At 42.3% G+C, this 18,281-nt stretch carries 8 protein-coding genes and 3 rRNA genes; 7 read left to right on the top strand and 4 right to left on the bottom strand.

Annotation, left to right across the window (positions count from 1 at the left end; all coding sequences use genetic code 11):
• Positions 1-66: 66 nt before the first annotated feature.
• A complete protein-coding gene (locus PNIG_RS00575; RefSeq protein ID WP_089367557.1) occupies positions 67-2,895 on the top strand; it encodes a tetratricopeptide repeat protein in 2,829 nt (942 codons plus the stop codon).
• Positions 2,896-2,994: 99 nt separating this feature from the next.
• On the opposite strand, the gene rho is transcribed toward PNIG_RS00575, so the two are convergent.
• The gene (gene rho / locus PNIG_RS00580; protein ID WP_011326839.1) at positions 2,995-4,254 is read right to left on the bottom strand and encodes a transcription termination factor Rho; all 1,260 of its coding nucleotides are present in this window, start codon (positions 4,252-4,254) and stop codon (positions 2,995-2,997) included.
• Between the two features lie 184 nt (positions 4,255-4,438).
• On the bottom strand, positions 4,439-4,765 hold the full coding sequence (gene trxA / locus PNIG_RS00585; protein ID WP_011326840.1) for a thioredoxin TrxA: 327 nt from the start codon (positions 4,763-4,765) through the stop codon (positions 4,439-4,441).
• A 91-nt stretch (positions 4,766-4,856) separates the two neighbouring features.
• Between trxA and rhlB the strand changes: the two genes are divergently transcribed.
• From rhlB to rrf, 5 genes are all read left to right on the top strand, one after another.
• The gene (gene rhlB / locus PNIG_RS00590) at positions 4,857-6,134 is read left to right on the top strand and encodes an ATP-dependent RNA helicase RhlB (protein WP_041454311.1); all 1,278 of its coding nucleotides are present in this window, start codon (positions 4,857-4,859) and stop codon (positions 6,132-6,134) included.
• A 45-nt stretch (positions 6,135-6,179) separates the two neighbouring features.
• The gene (gene gppA, locus PNIG_RS00595; protein WP_089367558.1) at positions 6,180-7,673 is read left to right on the top strand and encodes a guanosine-5'-triphosphate,3'-diphosphate diphosphatase; all 1,494 of its coding nucleotides are present in this window, start codon (positions 6,180-6,182) and stop codon (positions 7,671-7,673) included.
• Between the two features lie 529 nt (positions 7,674-8,202).
• Positions 8,203-9,738 (top strand): 16S ribosomal RNA (locus PNIG_RS00600).
• A gap of 300 nt (positions 9,739-10,038) precedes the next feature.
• Positions 10,039-12,927 (top strand): 23S ribosomal RNA (locus PNIG_RS00605).
• A gap of 145 nt (positions 12,928-13,072) precedes the next feature.
• Positions 13,073-13,187, top strand: a 5S ribosomal RNA gene (rrf, locus tag PNIG_RS00610).
• Together the 16S, 23S and 5S rRNA genes form the textbook arrangement of a ribosomal RNA operon.
• A 313-nt stretch (positions 13,188-13,500) precedes the next feature.
• Here the strand turns inward: rrf and PNIG_RS00615 are convergent.
• Both PNIG_RS00615 and uvrD read right to left on the bottom strand, forming a co-directional pair.
• Complete coding sequence (locus PNIG_RS00615; RefSeq protein WP_089367559.1) at positions 13,501-15,570, bottom strand: tRNA(Met) cytidine acetyltransferase TmcA domain-containing protein; 2,070 nt, start codon at positions 15,568-15,570, stop codon at positions 13,501-13,503.
• Positions 15,548-17,713, bottom strand: a complete 2,166-nt coding sequence (gene uvrD / locus PNIG_RS00620) for a DNA helicase II (protein ID WP_058372303.1) — start codon at positions 17,711-17,713, stop codon at positions 15,548-15,550. The genes PNIG_RS00615 and uvrD overlap by 23 nt, the downstream gene beginning before the upstream one ends.
• Positions 17,714-18,026: 313 nt before the next feature.
• On the opposite strand from uvrD, the gene PNIG_RS00625 reads away from it, so the two are divergent.
• On the top strand, positions 18,027-18,245 hold the full coding sequence (locus PNIG_RS00625) for a hypothetical protein (protein WP_011326845.1): 219 nt from the start codon (positions 18,027-18,029) through the stop codon (positions 18,243-18,245).
• Positions 18,246-18,281 lie beyond the last annotated feature (36 nt).

Here is an 18,281-nt window from a genome sequence, read left to right on the forward strand (position 1 = left end):
AATCTAGTTATTAGTGTATCTTGGGTAAATTATCATAGTGGCTACAAAAGTTTCAAGGATGTAATTATGCAGGGTTGGTTACAACGCTTCTTTTTTGTTGGCTTTATGGCTGTATGCAGCATTTTTTCTACATTGAGTTTTTCTGTTACACCAGCCGACTTATTTGAACAATTTAAGTCTGCTGAAAGTTGGTCAGATAAACAAAGCTTTGCCTCTACACTGTTAGCTAAAAAAAACTTACCACACCAACAGCGCATTGCTATATATAGCGACTTAGCTGAACTTGCCTTTAATGCCAACGACCTTCCCCATGCCTTAGAGTATTATAAGTTATTAGAGAGTAGCATCACCTTTAATGAGTTGCCCGATCTGTATTTTAGAGCAATAAAAATGCAAGGTGTGGTGTTGTATTATCAAGGGTTTGTACAACAAGCTGTGGTTGATTATAGCCGGGCTTTAGGGTTAGCCATACGTTTAAAAGGCTCATTAAAACAAGCCAATTTATTAAGTAATATAGGCTTGGCTTATTTTGATATGTATAACATGGAATTAGCACTAGATTATTATCAGCAAGCAAAACTGATCTACGAAAAAGAGGGCAGTGCGCAAGACAAAGCCGATATTTTGCACAATATTGCCGGGATATATATTCGCCTTTCTCGTTACGAATCAGCACTTGAAATGTATCGTGAGGTATTAAAGGTATTTCAACAACTTGGTGATGAAGATGGTGTAGCTCAAGTCTATGGCAATATGGGAGTAGCCTATACTGAGTCAAAGCAATACCAGTTGGCACTGCATTATAATCAGCTGGCACTGCGTTACTATCAGAGCATAAATAATGCATTCCAACTCTCTACTAAGCACGCTAATTTAGCGAGTATTAATCTGCACTTAAATAAATTTGATGTGGCCTTATATCATGCAAAGGCGGCGCAGCAATTTGCACTTGATGCAGGGAATAAATCGTTATTAGCGGCAGCACTGCATGTGCTTGCCACTGCGCAGTTTGCTCAGGGCGATATTGAAAATGCAAAAACAACGTCAGAGCACTCAATTGCATTAGCAAAAGAATATAAAAATGGCATGCGCATTAAAGACGGCTTAGGTATTGAGGCTTTGATTTACTCAAGCTTAGGCGACTTTAAACAAGCGCTGCAATTGCATCAGCAGTATGTTGACTATCAACGTAGTATAAATACAGAAGAGGCTTCAAAGGCAGTTAGTATTTTTCAAACTCAATTTGAAGCAGATAAACTAAACCAAGAAATTAAACAGCTAAAACAACAACAACACTTACAACAACTGCAAATATCTAAACGTTCACAGTTAACTATTCTGCTTGGCATTGTAGCAATCCTTATTTTAATTACAGTAATAGCAATTTACCGTCGCAGAATAGAAAGTAATGCAAAATTACAACTAACAGAGCAAGTAGAGCAACGCACGTTAGAATTACAAAGTGTGGCGCAAGAGCTGCGCGAAGCAAACGATGTTAAAAGTCAGTTTTTAGCAAATATAAGCCATGAAATTCGCACCCCACTCACCGCTATTTTAAGCCAAACCGACGACTTAATTAATGGTTTGTATGATCCTGAGCAGTTACAAGATGAGCTCAAAGTTATTCAGCGTCAAAGCGAGCATTTAAAAAGTTTAATTAATGATGTGCTCGATTTAAGTAAAATAGAAGCAAACAGATTGGAGCTGTCTATTTCTTGTTTTGATATTGTACAAGTGCTGAATGACATACATGGGATGTTTAGCGTACAAGCAAAAGCTAAAAACTTATCTTTGGTATTTGACAACCAACTCGGTGATGAACTGTATACCAGGCTTGATTTAACCCGAGTAAAGCAAATATTAATAAACCTGTGTGCTAATGCAATTAAATTTACTCACAGTGGCCAAGTTACGATTGTGGCCAATAATACCGATCAAGGGCTAGTGCTCACGGTAAAAGATACCGGAATAGGTATGAATACAGCGCAACTTAAGCTTATTTTTGAATGCTTTAGCCAAGCAGATAATAGTATTAGCCGTCGTTTTGGTGGTACTGGTTTGGGGCTTAGTTTGTCACAACAACTAGCTGCCATGATGGGAGGATATATTAGTGTGCAAAGCGAATTTAAAAAAGGCAGTCAATTCTCATTCTTTGTACCGTGCGTACCAGTAGATAAAAGCGAATGTGCAGTTACAGCTAAAGACAATATAAATGGTGACTATAAAGCGCTAAGCGCTAAAGTGTTACTTGCTGAGGATCATGACGATAATCGCAGATTAATAAGCCGTTATTTACGCGCCATGGGGCTTGACGTTATTGCAGTTGAAAATGGCGAGCAAGCTGTAGAGCAATGTTTAAAAGAGTATCCTGATTTTGTGCTGTTGGACATTCAAATGCCTATTATGGATGGCATTACTGCTTTTGAGTTGCTCAGGCAGTGCGGTTATGAGCAGCCAATATTTGCCTTAACGGCCAATGCAATGAGCCATGAGATCGAGCAGTATTTAGCACTTGGTTTTACTGATTACTTAGCTAAACCAATTGATAAAGAGAAGTTTTATAGCACTATAGCTGAGCATCTCGCATCAATAAAAAATGAGCAAAACAGCACAAGCGTAAATATAGATATGAGTGACTTAGTGACTAGTTTCAAACAAAGCTTATCAATAGAAAGTGAGTTAATTAGCCAACACTTTAATAGTGGCGACTTTGTTGCGTTACAAAAAGATAGCCATCGTATTTTAGGGGCAGCACAAATGTTTAAGTTGTGCGATATTGCAGACGCTGCAAAAGCGTTAGATGATGCGTGTAAAAGCCCAGAAGAAGTACAAAATATTGCAGTGTTAGTTGATAAACTACAAGCCTTATTTTTGCACTACAAAGAGCATGGTTAAAGCGGTACAGCGCTACTTTTTTGCAGGCAAATAAAAACGCCTAATAATTGATATTCAATTGTTAGGCGTTTTTTTATAAGCTTTAAAACTTATATGGAATTACTGGCGTTTCATCGAATCAAAAAACTCATCGTTGGTTTTGCTCATCGATAATTTATCAATTAAAAATTCCATTGCGTCAATTTCTGACATGTCATGAACAATTTTACGCAAAATCCACAGCTTTTGTAGCTCATCTGGTTTTGTGAGTAACTCTTCACGACGAGTGCCTGAACGGTTAAAGTCGATAGCTGGGAATACACGTCGTTCCGCAATTTTACGGTTAAGATGTAGTTCCATGTTACCAGTACCTTTAAACTCTTCGTAGATAACTTCATCCATTTTAGAGCCGGTATCAATAAGCGCAGTAGCAATAATTGTTAAGCTGCCGCCTTCTTCAACATTACGTGCAGCACCAAAAAAACGTTTCGGTTTATGGAGTGCGTTTGCATCAACACCACCGGTAAGTACTTTACCAGATGATGGAATAACGGTGTTGTAAGCACGGGCTAAACGTGTGATTGAGTCAAGTAAGATAACAACATCTTTTTTATGCTCTACTAAACGTTTTGCTTTTTCGATAACCATTTCGGCTACTTGTACGTGGCGAGAAGCAGGTTCATCAAATGTTGATGCAATTACTTCGCCTTTTACAAGACGCTGCATTTCGGTTACTTCTTCCGGACGCTCATCAATTAGTAATACCATTAATGTTGCATCTGGGTGATTGTGAGTAATCGATTGCGCAATATTTTGTAGTAGCATGGTTTTACCCGCTTTTGGCGGTGCTACTAATAAACCACGTTGACCACGACCAATAGGAGAGGCTAAATCAAGTACTCGGGCTGTAATATCTTCTTTACTACCGTTACCGCGTTCCATACGAAAACGTTCGTTTGCATGCAGTGGTGTTAGGTTTTCAAAAAGAATTTTAGTGCGAGAGTTTTCAGGTTTATCAAAGTTAACTTCATTTACTTTAAGTAAAGCAAAGTAACGCTCACCGTCTTTAGGTGGACGAATAAGGCCTGAGATTGAATCGCCAGTACGCATACTAAAACGGCGAATCTGGCTAGGTGAAACATAAATGTCATCTGGGCCAGCTAAGTAAGAGGCTTCTGATGATCTTAAAAAGCCAAAACCATCTTGCAAAATTTCTAATACACCGCCACCGAAGATATTCTCTCCGCCTTTGGCATGTGATTTTAAAATAGCAAAAATGATATCTTGCTTTCTTAAGCGGGCTACGTTTTCGAGCCCCATGGACTCAGCTAAGTCTACAAGCTCTTTTATAGATTTGTCTTTTAGTTCGCGTAAATGCATATTGGTGGGTTCTTTATTACAGTTGTCATACTCAAAATCGCTTTGTTTGATCGTTGAGTGAGGTTTGTTGAATATAACTAAGGATTAGTTGGCTTTATAAACTAGCAGCTCATTGACACAGCGTCCAGTGTTTATACAAAAAAATAATAAAAAAAGGGCATTAAGCCCTTTTTATTGTTTAAATTTAAAGATTGTTTTCTAAAAACTCGATTAATTGAGTTTTTGAAAGTGCGCCAACTTTAGTTGCAGCAACTTGGCCATCTTTAAAAAGAAGTAATGTAGGGATACCACGAATACCAAATTTAGGCGGTGTACCCGCATTTTGATCGATATTAAGTTTAGCTATGGTAACGCGACCATCAAATTCCTCAGCAACTTCACTAAGGATAGGGGCGATCATTTTACAAGGTCCGCACCACTCAGCCCAAAAGTCTACTAGTACAGGCTTGTCTGATTGTAATACGTCAGCTTCAAAGCTATCGTCAGTAATTTGGATTATTTTCTCGCTCATTGCGCTCTCCGGTTTAGTTAGGCGAAATATTTAGTGCGTATTTAAACACTCTTGTTTCTTATTGCAAGTTTAAACGTTATGCTTAAACGCTATGACTAAGACACATTTGACCGATAAAAAGTTTTCAGACTTTGCTATTGCACCGGAAGTGGTTGCCGGTTTAACCGAAAGTGGGTTTGAATATTGCACACCCATTCAAGCTAAATGCCTACCTTTTATTTGTGAGGGTCGCGATATCGCAGGCCAAGCACAAACAGGTACAGGCAAAACGTTGGCGTTTTTAACTGCCACGTGCCATCGGTTATTACAATCTAGCAAAGCCCCTAGTAAACATCCAAGAGCCCTGATCATGGCCCCTACAAGGGAGCTGGCGATTCAGATACACAAAGATGCAAAAATTTTAGCGCCGCACTGTAATCTTAACTTAGGTTTAGTATATGGTGGCGAAGATTACGAAAAACAACGTGCACAACTAGAAAAAGGCGTTGATATTTTAATTGGTACTACAGGTCGTTTAATTGATCTGTATAAGCAAGGCTGTTACACCCTTAATGAAATTGAGGTAGTCGTGCTTGACGAAGCAGATCGTATGTTTGATTTGGGCTTTATCAAAGATATTCGTTATATGTTCCACCGTATGCCAGATACATCAAAGCGTTTAAATTTATTATTCTCTGCAACGCTATCGTATCGTGTACAAGAACTTGCGTTTGAACATATGACCAATCCTGAGCACGTACAAATTGAACCAGACGTAAAAACCGGTAAACGCATTCAAGAAGAGCTATTTCATCCTTCACAAGAAGATAAAATTAAGCTGCTGCTGACGTTAATTGAAGAAGAGTGGCCTGAAAAAGCCATTATCTTTGCTAACACTAAGCATAGTTGTGAAACCGTATATGCCTGGTTAAAAGCCGATGGACATCGGGTTGGCATGCTTACCGGTGACGTAAATCAGAAAAAACGTCAATCAATTTTAGCTGAGTTTAGTAAAGGCGACTTAGACTTTTTAGTGGCAACAGATGTTGCAGCACGTGGTCTACATATTCCTGAAGTAAGCCATGTATTTAATTTTGATTTACCAGATGATTGCGAAGATTACGTACACCGTATTGGCCGTACAGCCCGCGCTGGCGCGTCTGGTCACGCTATTAGTTTTGCATGTGAACAATATGCTTATAACTTGCATGAAATTGAAGAGTATATAGATCACAGTATTCCTTTATCACATTACGATAAAACAGCATTACTGGATGATTTAACTAAACCTACTATTCATAGAAAGCGTAACTTTTCTACAGGCCCACGTAATCGCAGTAACAACAGCGGACGTCGCCCAAATAATAGTTATCAAAAAGGACGGTCATAAACGACCGTTAGTTTAACTGTAATAGTAATTAGAGGTTTTTGAACGGTGGGGCAACTTAAACCGCAAAAAAATGTATATGCAGTTATTGATTTAGGTTCAAATAGCTTTCATATGCTTATTGCTAAATCAATAGCTGGCGGCCTGCAAACCATAGGTCGTGTTAAACGCAAAGTAAGGTTAGCTGCAGGGCTTGATATAGACAATGTATTAAGCTCAGAAGCAATGCATAGAGGATGGGAGTGCCTAGCGTTATTTGCTGAGCGCTTACAAGACATCCCTAAACAAAACATCACTATAGTTGCCACCGCCACATTACGTTTAGCTAGTAATGCTGATGTATTTAAAGCGCAAGCAGAAAAAATCCTCGGTCATAAAGTTAATGTCATTAGCGGTGAACTAGAAGCGCGCACTATATATAAAGGCGTTGCTCATACCTCATCTTGTACCGGTAGTCAGCTTGTTATCGATATTGGTGGTGCTAGCACTGAAGTGATTATTGGTAAGAACTTTGATGCATTACTTTACAAAAGCCTGAACATCGGGTGTGTTACCTACCTAGAGCGCTATTTTAAAGATTGCAAATTAAGCAATGCAAACTTTAACACCGCAATAAAAGCCGCACGCACTGTCATTGATGAAATTGCATCAGAGTATAAAATTAAAGGCTGGCAAATAGCCTCAGGTGCTTCGGGTACAGTACAAGCAATTCAAGAAATCATGATAGCGCAAAACCTAGATGAGCTATTAACCCTTGAAAAACTCTACACTATCAAAAAGCAATCAATCGCTTATAAAACGATTGCCGCATTAGACCTACCAGGGCTAAGTGAAGATCGCCGTTTAGTATTTGTATCAGGGCTTGCCATTTTAATTGCATTATTTGAATCGCTCGAGATCGAAAAAATGGGATTAGCAGGTGGAGCACTGCGTGAGGGTGTTTTATACAGCATGCTACCAGAGCTGCATAATAGCGATATTCGTAAACGTACAATCGATGGCTTTATCGATCGTTACCATGTTGATCAAAAGCAAGCTAGCCGCGTCGCCAGTCTCGTATTAAACTTAGCATCAGAAGTAAATGAAAGCTGGCCAATAAAAACACTTAATGGGTTGCCTTTATTAACGGCAGTTGCACAGCTTCATGAAATTGGTTTATTGATAGAGTATAAGCAGTATCACAAACACAGTGCTTATATTTTAAAAAATACTGAAATGCCAGGTTTTTCGCAGTCAGAGCATAAAGTCATTGTTGCGGTAGCTAAAGGGCATCGCTCTGATCTTCAAAAAGGCTATTTTGATTCTCTTGGTGCAAATAGTGTACTTGCGCAGTATTTAGTAAGACTAATACGTATAGCTGTCATTTTATGTATGCGTCGCCAAGATGATGTACTCCCTGAGTTTGCGATAACTGTTAAAGACGATGTCTTAAATCTGCAGTTTGAAAATGACTGGTTGAAAAACCATCCATTAATGGCAAGCGAGCTGCAACAAGAATCTAAGCAGCAAGCGAAACTTGGCTGGAAGCTCATAGTAAATTAACTAAACAGGCCCATAAGGGCCTTTTTAGTGTTTAAAATAACCACTTGGTTTAAATATCAAGCGAACAGCGTTTTATTTTAAGTTTTCTTTAAAAAACGCTTGCGTAAAACTGGCTGCGCCCTATAATGCGACCCCACTGAGACGGCAGACAGCAACGCTTAGCGAGGCAAGAGTCAATCAGTGAGTCGAGTAAAACTTAAGTTTAGATTTTTATAAAGTTTACATTTAAGTGTTGACAAAAAAATAGGAGAGCGTAATATGCGCAGCCCTAGCGAGATAAAGTTTTACTTTATTGTCGCAACGTTCTTTAACAATATAAAGCAATCATCTGTGTGGGCACTCGTACAGATTGAGTTCTAACAGCCAAGCTTAGTTCGCTAAGTAAGGCAAACAAATTAGAGTCTCAATTGAAAACTGAGTGACCAACAGAATAGTTATTTCGGTAATTATTCGGCACAGTCAATTCAATATCGAAAGATATTAAAATAAATTCAGAATTCATTGAGCTGTCGAAAGACATAAAACTTTTTAATTGAAGAGTTTGATCATGGCTCAGATTGAACGCTGGCGGCAGGCCTAACACATGCAAGTCGAGCGGTAACAGAAAGTAGCTTGCTACTTTGCTGACGAGCGGCGGACGGGTGAGTAATGCTTGGGAACATGCCTTGAGGTGGGGGACAACAGTTGGAAACGACTGCTAATACCGCATAATGTCTACGGACCAAAGGGGGCTTCGGCTCTCGCCTTTAGATTGGCCCAAGTGGGATTAGCTAGTTGGTGAGGTAATGGCTCACCAAGGCGACGATCCCTAGCTGGTTTGAGAGGATGATCAGCCACACTGGGACTGAGACACGGCCCAGACTCCTACGGGAGGCAGCAGTGGGGAATATTGCACAATGGGCGCAAGCCTGATGCAGCCATGCCGCGTGTGTGAAGAAGGCCTTCGGGTTGTAAAGCACTTTCAGTCAGGAGGAAAGGTTAGTAGTTAATACCTGCTAGCTGTGACGTTACTGACAGAAGAAGCACCGGCTAACTCCGTGCCAGCAGCCGCGGTAATACGGAGGGTGCGAGCGTTAATCGGAATTACTGGGCGTAAAGCGTACGCAGGCGGTTTGTTAAGCGAGATGTGAAAGCCCCGGGCTCAACCTGGGAACTGCATTTCGAACTGGCAAACTAGAGTGTGATAGAGGGTGGTAGAATTTCAGGTGTAGCGGTGAAATGCGTAGAGATCTGAAGGAATACCGATGGCGAAGGCAGCCACCTGGGTCAACACTGACGCTCATGTACGAAAGCGTGGGGAGCAAACGGGATTAGATACCCCGGTAGTCCACGCCGTAAACGATGTCTACTAGAAGCTCGGAGCCTCGGTTCTGTTTTTCAAAGCTAACGCATTAAGTAGACCGCCTGGGGAGTACGGCCGCAAGGTTAAAACTCAAATGAATTGACGGGGGCCCGCACAAGCGGTGGAGCATGTGGTTTAATTCGATGCAACGCGAAGAACCTTACCTACACTTGACATACAGAGAACTTACCAGAGATGGTTTGGTGCCTTCGGGAACTCTGATACAGGTGCTGCATGGCTGTCGTCAGCTCGTGTTGTGAGATGTTGGGTTAAGTCCCGCAACGAGCGCAACCCCTATCCTTAGTTGCTAGCAGGTAATGCTGAGAACTCTAAGGAGACTGCCGGTGATAAACCGGAGGAAGGTGGGGACGACGTCAAGTCATCATGGCCCTTACGTGTAGGGCTACACACGTGCTACAATGGCGCATACAGAGTGCTGCGAACTCGCGAGAGTAAGCGAATCACTTAAAGTGCGTCGTAGTCCGGATTGGAGTCTGCAACTCGACTCCATGAAGTCGGAATCGCTAGTAATCGCGTATCAGAATGACGCGGTGAATACGTTCCCGGGCCTTGTACACACCGCCCGTCACACCATGGGAGTGGGTTGCTCCAGAAGTAGATAGTCTAACCCTCGGGAGGACGTTTACCACGGAGTGATTCATGACTGGGGTGAAGTCGTAACAAGGTAGCCCTAGGGGAACCTGGGGCTGGATCACCTCCTTATACGATTTAGAACTTATTTGTTCGTAGTGTCCACACAGATGATTGTTAATTAGTGCTTGTCCTTCGGGATAACTAATTAATATGCTCTTTAAAAATTTGGAAAAGCTGATAATAAAATTCTGATGAATAACATTGTTATTTATCAAGAGTTTTCAAAAGTAAAAAAAGAATGGTAGCAGTACCATTCAGTGCCATTTAGTTAACTCTTATGAGTTGATTGATTGGTATCTACTTTAGTATTCAATATTGACTTCTGGCGAAGTTAAACTGTCACACAACAAAGACCCGTTTGGGTTGTATGGTTAAGTGACTAAGCGTACACGGTGGATGCCTTGGCAGTTGGAGGCGATGAAGGACGTATTAACTTGCGATAAGCCTAGTCAAGCTAGTAAAAAGCACTTGAGACTAGGATTTCCGAATGGGGAAACCCACCTGCTTGCAGGTATCGTTAACTGAATACATAGGTTAACGAGGCGAACGCGGAGAACTGAAACATCTAAGTACCCGTAGGAAAAGAAATCAACCGAGATTCCGAAAGTAGCGGCGAGCGAAATCGGAACAGCCCTTAAGCTTATTATGTGTTAATGGAAGGCTGCTGGAAAGCGCCACGATACAGGGTGATAGTCCCGTACATGAAAAGACATTTTAAGTGAAATCGAGTAGGTCGGAGCACGTGAAACTTTGACTGAATATAGGTGGACCATCATCTAAGGCTAAATACTCCCAACTGACCGATAGTGAACCAGTACCGTGAGGGAAAGGCGAAAAGAACCCCTGTGAGGGGAGTGAAATAGAACCTGAAACCGTGTACGTACAAGCAGTAGGAGCCCACTTGTTGGGTGACTGCGTACCTTTTGTATAATGGGTCAGCGACTTATATTTTGTAGCGAGGTTAACCGATTAGGGTAGCCGTAGGGAAACCGAGTCTTAACTGGGCGAATAGTTGCAAGGTATAGACCCGAAACCCGGTGATCTAGCCATGAGCAGGTTGAAGGTTGAGTAACATCAACTGGAGGACCGAACCCACTAACGTTGAAAAGTTAGGGGATGACTTGTGGTTAGGAGTGAAAGGCTAATCAAACCGGGAGATAGCTGGTTCTCCCCGAAATCTATTTAGGTAGAGCCTCGGACGAATACTTACGGGGGTAGAGCACTGTTAAGGCTAGGGGGTCATCCCGACTTACCAACCCTTTGCAAACTCCGAATACCGTAAAGTAATATCCGGGAGACACACGGCGGGTGCTAACGTCCGTCGTGAAGAGGGAAACAACCCAGACCGCCAGCTAAGGTCCCAAAGTCATAGTTAAGTGGGAAACGATGTGGAAAGGCCCAGACAGCCAGGAGGTTGGCTTAGAAGCAGCCATCCTTTAAAGAAAGCGTAATAGCTCACTGGTCGAGTCGGTCTGCGCGGAAGATGTAACGGGGCTAAACTATGCACCGAAGCTGCGGATTCATCTTAGGATGAGTGGTAGGGGAGCGTTCTGTAAGCCGTTGAAGGTGACCCGGGAGGGTTGCTGGAGGTATCAGAAGTGCGAATGCTGACATGAGTAACGATAATGGGAGTGAAAAACTCCCACGCCGGAAGACCAAGGGTTCCTATCCCATGTTAATCAGGGTAGGGTAAGTCGACCCCTAAGGCGAGGCCGAAAGGCGTAGTCGATGGGAAACAGATTAATATTTCTGTACTCGATATAATTGCGATGGGGGGACGGAGCAGGCTAAGCAAGCATGGCGTTGGTAGTCCATGTGAAAGTGAGTAGGGCGTTTGTTTAGGTAAATCCGGACGAACATTAAACCTGAGACACGAGACGAGTCACCACGGTGATGAAGTTGCTGATGCCATACTTCCAGGAAAAGCCTCTAAGCTTCAGATTATATGGAATCGTACCCCAAACCGACACAGGTGGTCAGGTAGAGAATACTAAGGCGCTTGAGAGAACTCGGGTGAAGGAACTAGGCAAAATCGTACCGTAACTTCGGGAGAAGGTACGCTCCTATCTGTGATGAGACTTGCTCTCTAAGCGGACGGGAGCCGCAGTGACCAGGTGGCTGGGACTGTTTATTAAAAACACAGCACTGTGCAAAATCGCAAGATGACGTATACGGTGTGACACCTGCCCGGTGCCGGAAGGTTAATTGATGGGGTTATCCTTAGGGAGAAGCTCTTGATCGAAGCCCCGGTAAACGGCGGCCGTAACTATAACGGTCCTAAGGTAGCGAAATTCCTTGTCGGGTAAGTTCCGACCTGCACGAATGGTGTAACCATGGCCACGCTGTCTCCACCCGAGACTCAGTGAAATTGAAATCGCAGTGAAGATGCTGTGTACCCGCGGCTAGACGGAAAGACCCCGTGAACCTTTACTACAGCTTGGCACTGAACATTGAACCTACATGTGTAGGATAGGTGGGAGACTTTGAAGATGAGACGCTAGTTTTGTTGGAGTCAACCTTGAAATACCACCCTTGTAGTTTTGATGTTCTAACGTTGGCCCCTGAATCGGGGTTACGGACAGTGCCTGGTGGGTAGTTTGACTGGGGCGGTCTCCTCCTAAAGAGTAACGGAGGAGCACGAAGGTTGGCTAAGTACGGTCGGACATCGTACGGTTAGTGTAATGGTAGAAGCCAGCTTAACTGCGAGACAGACACGTCGAGCAGGTACGAAAGTAGGTCATAGTGATCCGGTGGTTCTGAATGGAAGGGCCATCGCTCAACGGATAAAAGGTACTCCGGGGATAACAGGCTGATACCGCCCAAGAGTTCATATCGACGGCGGTGTTTGGCACCTCGATGTCGGCTCATCACATCCTGGGGCTGAAGTCGGTCCCAAGGGTATGGCTGTTCGCCATTTAAAGTGGTACGCGAGCTGGGTTTAGAACGTCGTGAGACAGTTCGGTCCCTATCTGCCGTGGGCGTTTGAGAATTGAGAGGGGTTGCTCCTAGTACGAGAGGACCGGAGTGAACGAACCGCTGGTGTTCGGGTTGTCATGCCAATGGCATTGCCCGGTAGCTACGTTCGGAACTGATAAGCGCTGAAAGCATCTAAGCGCGAAGCAGGCCTCGAGATGATTTCTCACTAGAGCTATAAGCTCTCTGAAGGGCCGTTGGAGACTACAACGTTGATAGGCAAGATGTGGAAGTGCTGTGAGGCATTAAGCTAACTTGTACTAATTACCCGTGAGGCTTAACCATACAACGCCAAACGCGTTTTATGTGACAGTTCAAGCAAGAAGTTAATATGACTAAAGTAGATATTTACGCAAAGACTTAAAAAATATTATCAGATATTTTCCAAATTCAGTTAATTTGTAGTGATACGAATTAACGCCCTAATTTGCTTGGTAACAATAGCGTTTTGGACCCACCTGACCCCATGCCGAACTCAGTAGTGAAACGAAACAGCGCCGATGATAGTGTAGCATTTGCTATGTGAAAGTAGGACATTGCCAGGCTCCAAATTGTAGAAAGCCCGACTAGAAATAGTCGGGCTTTTTTACGTCTGGAGAAAAGTGAAATGTGGGTGAGTAATGTACACAAGTCTCCCGCGTAGGTTGGGCGAGCGTAGCGACACCCGACACTCAAATCATAAAAACATCACCACTAGCCAATGAATGTGGTGCATTTGCACTGTGACTCTCCACCGCTGTGGGCACTTACGACATTCTACTGCGTTGTCGCTACGAAGTAGCGCGCCGCCCCCAAATTGTAGAAAGCCCGAATTTAACGATTCGGGCTTTTTTAAGTCTGCAGAAAAGTGAAATGGCTTTATGAAGAAAGTTGCTTTGCGAGTATGTTTGTTGTGTTTCTAAACTGTTGTTCTAATTGCTTTTTGCCGCTGAGATTTAAATTTTTAATAAGTTGCTCATCGGTATGGTGTTGTAAAACTGTTTGAATTAAAAGTTGCTGCTGATTGGCTGCTATCCTAGTAATTATAACAGGATTTTGGCTAATTAAACGCCAGAGAGTGGGGGAAATAGTAAAGCGGTTACTGCTGAGTTGCTGTGTAAATAACCTTAACGTATCAGAAGCTATTACCTCATCATTAAATGAGCGCAGTAATGTGCTAACCAGTTGCCATTCTAATGACTTAAAATGGCTTAATAGGCCATAAAACAGCTCGTATTGAAACTGTTTAATCAGTGACTGTAAACTTTGTTGTGGTGCATTAAGAGATTTAACAACTAAAGTTGCGTGCTCAGCAGTGCTTTTGTCGCGCTGGTAACCTAATTTAACAGCATTAAAGCCTAGGCTTTGCCAAAAATTTAGCAATTGTGCAGTGGCACCAAAACTAGCACCAAACCAAGTACATTGTTCTTTTACTTGTGACTCGCTATAGCTCAGTAATGCTTTTCCTAGGCCACAATAATGTGAGCTTGGATCAATTGCAATACGGACAACTCGCGCACTTAAATGAGTTAAAAAATCACTGTTAAAGCTAAGTTGTGCAAGTGTTTGCGCCATTAAATGGCCTTGTGGGCGGCGCTTACCACTTATAACTTGCTCAGTAAGTTCTTCACTTAAACCGCCTTCTATCGCGATTAAGCATACACCCACTAATTGCTTGTCTAATTTGCTTATAAATATGCGTTGCGATGGCGCATCTAACAACTGGCGTAAATCATTCACACTACTTTGATAATGAGCAAGTGCAAGTAAAGCAACGACTTGGCACAATAGTGCTTCATCAGTTACGAGTTGTTGCTGAGTTACTTCACTATGCTTAGGAATCTGCGATTTATTGCTATTAGTCTCTTGATACTGTGCATCAAGTGCTAATAAACTGCGAATATGCTGCTCAAGTGGATCGTGCTTAGCAAAGCGCAATGGCTCATCAAGAGTAATTACTTTAGAAGCTTTGTAGTGGTTTTTAATATATTGACTAAAGCGAATTGTATAGCCTCTACCATTGCCTTCATAACCCACTAAGGTGCTTGCAAATACAATGCGAGGATAATGCGCTAACATGCTTAATAACATAGGCACTGGGATAGCAGCAGCTTCATCTACTAAGAGTACGTCACACTCGGGAAGCTCATTTAACAGAGCGTCTGGCGCAATATATTGCATGTTAGCAAGCTGTTTTTGTAATGGATCGTAATTAACATTTAGCTGTGCAGCTAAGTGTTTAAAGCTGCTGTGTGTTGCTCTAAATTGAGTGGCGCAAATAATTACATTTTTATCAGCTAATTTTGCGGCTGCTAGGCCTAATGCGGCTGACTTTCCTCGGCCTCTATCTGCATTGAGCAGTAGCGGTCTATTGGCGCGACCATGAGCTACTTTTACTATTTGTGCTACGCAGTTTTTCTGCGGTTCAAAATCAATATTACTGTGCAGGACATAGTTATAATTATTATTGATGCAGCCAAATTCTTCACTGTAATGCAAGGCCGGTAAGCTTTTAATAATAGAGCTGAAACGCTGATTGAATAAACTATATTGATTGCTGTGGCCATGAGACTGGACACTTTTTAATGCGGGATCTTGCCAGTTATTTAGGTTACCCAGCTCAGGAAGTAATACAAACAATACTCCGCCAGCTCTAACTGTACCAGCAATTGCGGCCAACTTATCGGGGTATAAGCCACTAAAGCCATCGTAAATGGCGTGGGTAAATTCTTGTCCTAATATTTGGTGAATGTGTGCAGGCCATTGAGCATTTTTAAGTGCACAATGTTTAGATAGAGTAAGTGTATTAGTATTTTGTACTAGTGAGTTTGTCAGCTCATAGCACCAATTATCATTGCCAGTAACAAGCACTAGCTGGCGGTGATGCGCGCCAGCTAATTGTTGTTCTAGTTGTATGAGTTGCTTTTTATATAGCTTGTAGTCTTGCATATGCCGTTACTAACCACTTACTACCTAAATCATCAAAGTTGACTTGTACGCGAGATTGCGCACCCGCACCTTCGTAATTAAGTACTGTACCAATACCAAATTTAGCATGCAGTACACGTTGCCCCAAGTTAAAGCCGCTATCTTCAAATGCAGCGTGACTAACTGATGCGCTAAAACGCCCTGCAGCGGGTGGTCGAGATACTTGGGTTTTAATACGAATTTCTTCAACACAGTCCTCGGGAATTTCCCGTAAAAAGCGCGATGGTGTATGGTATTTTTCTTGTCCATATAAACGACGGCTTTCGGCATGGCTAATATATAGTTTATCCATAGCGCGGGTCATACCTACATAACAAAGGCGGCGTTCTTCTTCTAAACGGCCAGACTCTTCATTACTTTGTTGAGAAGGGAACATACCTTCCTCTACGCCAACCATAAACACTAACGGAAATTCTAAACCTTTAGCTGAGTGCAATGTCATCATTTGTACGGCGTCTTCGTGCTCTTCTGCTTGTCCTTCACCAGATTCAAGCGAGGTATGCGCTAAAAAGCCTTGTAGAGGAGAGCTATATTCTTCTTCCTCAGGCAATTCGTACTGATCGCAAGCGCTAATAAGTTCTTCTAAGTTTTCTACTCGGGCACGGCCTTTTTCACCTTTTTCGGCTTGGTACATTGCCATTAACCCAGAAGTTTGAATAACGTACTTAGCTTGCTCATGTAGCGTTAGATCGCTAATTTTATCTTCAATATGCTCTACTAGTTCGACAAACTTACTCACTGCACCAGAAGCGCGGCCAGATAAATGTTGTTGCTCTACAATTGCTTTTGCTGCATACCAAAGTGGTAACGATTCGGCGCGTGCACAGTCGCGTATATGGCTTAGCGTTTTATCGCCAATACCACGAGCTGGAGTATTAATTACTCGTTCAAATGCAGCATCGTCTTGACGGTTACCTATTATGCGTAAGTACGACAGGGCGTCTTTAATTTCTTGGCGTTCGAAGAATCGCATGCCGCCATAAATACGATACTTTAGGCCTTCTTGTAGCATGGCTTCTTCGAGTACACGTGATTGCGCATTACTTCTATATAAAATAGCCGCATCTTGCAGCGCATTGCCGGCATTTAACCAACTACGCAGTTTACTACTTACAAAACGCGCTTCGTCTAGCTCGTTAAATGCGGCGTAAATAGAAATAGGTTCGCCCTCGTTACCGTCGGTCCATAAGCTTTTACCCATACGCTCTGAGTTATTTTGGATCAGGGCATTTGAGGCTTTTAATATAGTGGCGGTAGAGCGATAGTTTTGCTCAAGACGAATGGTCTCTGCGCTAAAGTCAGTTAAAAAACGTTTAATGTTTTCTATTTTTGCACCGCGCCAACCATAGATACTCTGATCGTCATCGCCAACAATCATAATACTATTGGAGTCGCCAGCAAGTAGTTTTAACCATGCGTATTGTATGGTGTTGGTGTCTTGAAACTCGTCTACTAACATGTGTGCAAAGCGCTGTTGATAATGGCGCAGTAGTGTAGGGTTGTTTTTGAGTACTTCGTAGCTGCGCAGTAGTATTTCGGCAAAATCGACTAAGCCTGCTCTGTCGCATGCTTCTTGATACGCCGCGTACACGCGCAGCATCATTTGCTCGTTAATATCGTAGGCTTGAATATCTTTAGGGCGAAGTGCTTCATCTTTTTTAGCGCTTATGTACCAACCAAACTGTTTAGCGGGCCATTTTTTATCATCAATATTCATCGATTTTAATAAACGTTTGATCATACGTAGCTGATCGTCTGAGTCTAAAATTTGAAATGCTTCGGGTAATTTTGCTTCACGGTGGTGCGCGCGTAAAATACGGTGCGACAAACCATGGAAAGTACCAATCCACATACCACCAACCGGCGCTTTTAGCGTCTCTTCAACGCGAGTACGCATCTCTTTAGCTGCTTTATTAGTAAAGGTAACCGCAAAAATACTATACGCTGAGGCTTGCTCAACTTGCATTAGCCAAGCAATACGATGAACCAACACTCGTGTTTTACCAGACCCAGCACCTGCTAATACCAGCATGTTTTGTAGTGGGGCTGCAACGGCATCGCGTTGTTTGTCGTTTAAGCCATCGAGTAATTGTGAAACGTCCATCGTTACGCCTTTTTAATCAATAATGCGGGCAGTATAGCAGGTGTTTTTGTTAGGCTAAATAAAATACTGTTTTTATACACAGCTATTCATAAAATTATGTTCTAAACTAGTAGCTTGATAGCAAATCAAAAAAGAAAAAGGTTAAAAAGATATAATAAAAATTGCTAATTTGACCTCAATTTAGTAAAAATCACCACAGCGTTAAACTGATAAAAATACAACTATATGATTTGTAACATTTATTAAATTGGCATAGAGTGTGTAAGTAATTCTATAGCTAAAATATAAAATTAAATAAACTACAGAGGTTAGTATGTCAGGACAAGGTTCAGGCGGTAACGTAATCGCAGCATTATGTAATATATTTTTCCCGGGGTTGGGGCAGCTAGTGCAAGGGCGTATTCTTGCCGCGCTTATATTCGCTATATTATTTTTTGGTGGTGCGGCATTATGGTTTTTAATTGTGCCAGGAATAATTGCCGCTATTGTATATGTTTGGGCAATTATTGATGCAGCACGTTATAGATCGTGACGTAATTAATATTAAAGCTTTATAAAATAGCGCCTT

The sequence above is a fragment of the Pseudoalteromonas nigrifaciens genome, assembly GCF_002221505.1.
In the GTDB taxonomy this organism is placed as follows: domain Bacteria; phylum Pseudomonadota; class Gammaproteobacteria; order Enterobacterales; family Alteromonadaceae; genus Pseudoalteromonas; species Pseudoalteromonas nigrifaciens.

Coding starts and splice junctions, on each gene's coding strand:
- PNIG_RS00575 (WP_089367557.1), top strand. CDS start 67: ATGCAGGGTTGGTTACAACGCTTCTTTTTTGTTGGCTTTATGGCTGTA.
- rho (WP_011326839.1), bottom strand. CDS start 4,254: ATGCATTTACGCGAACTAAAAGACAAATCTATAAAAGAGCTTGTAGAC.
- trxA (WP_011326840.1), bottom strand. CDS start 4,765: ATGAGCGAGAAAATAATCCAAATTACTGACGATAGCTTTGAAGCTGAC.
- rhlB (WP_041454311.1), top strand. CDS start 4,857: ATGACTAAGACACATTTGACCGATAAAAAGTTTTCAGACTTTGCTATT.
- PNIG_RS00615 (WP_089367559.1), bottom strand. CDS start 15,570: ATGCAAGACTACAAGCTATATAAAAAGCAACTCATACAACTAGAACAA.
- uvrD (WP_058372303.1), bottom strand. CDS start 17,713: ATGGACGTTTCACAATTACTCGATGGCTTAAACGACAAACAACGCGAT.
- PNIG_RS00625 (WP_011326845.1), top strand. CDS start 18,027: ATGTCAGGACAAGGTTCAGGCGGTAACGTAATCGCAGCATTATGTAAT.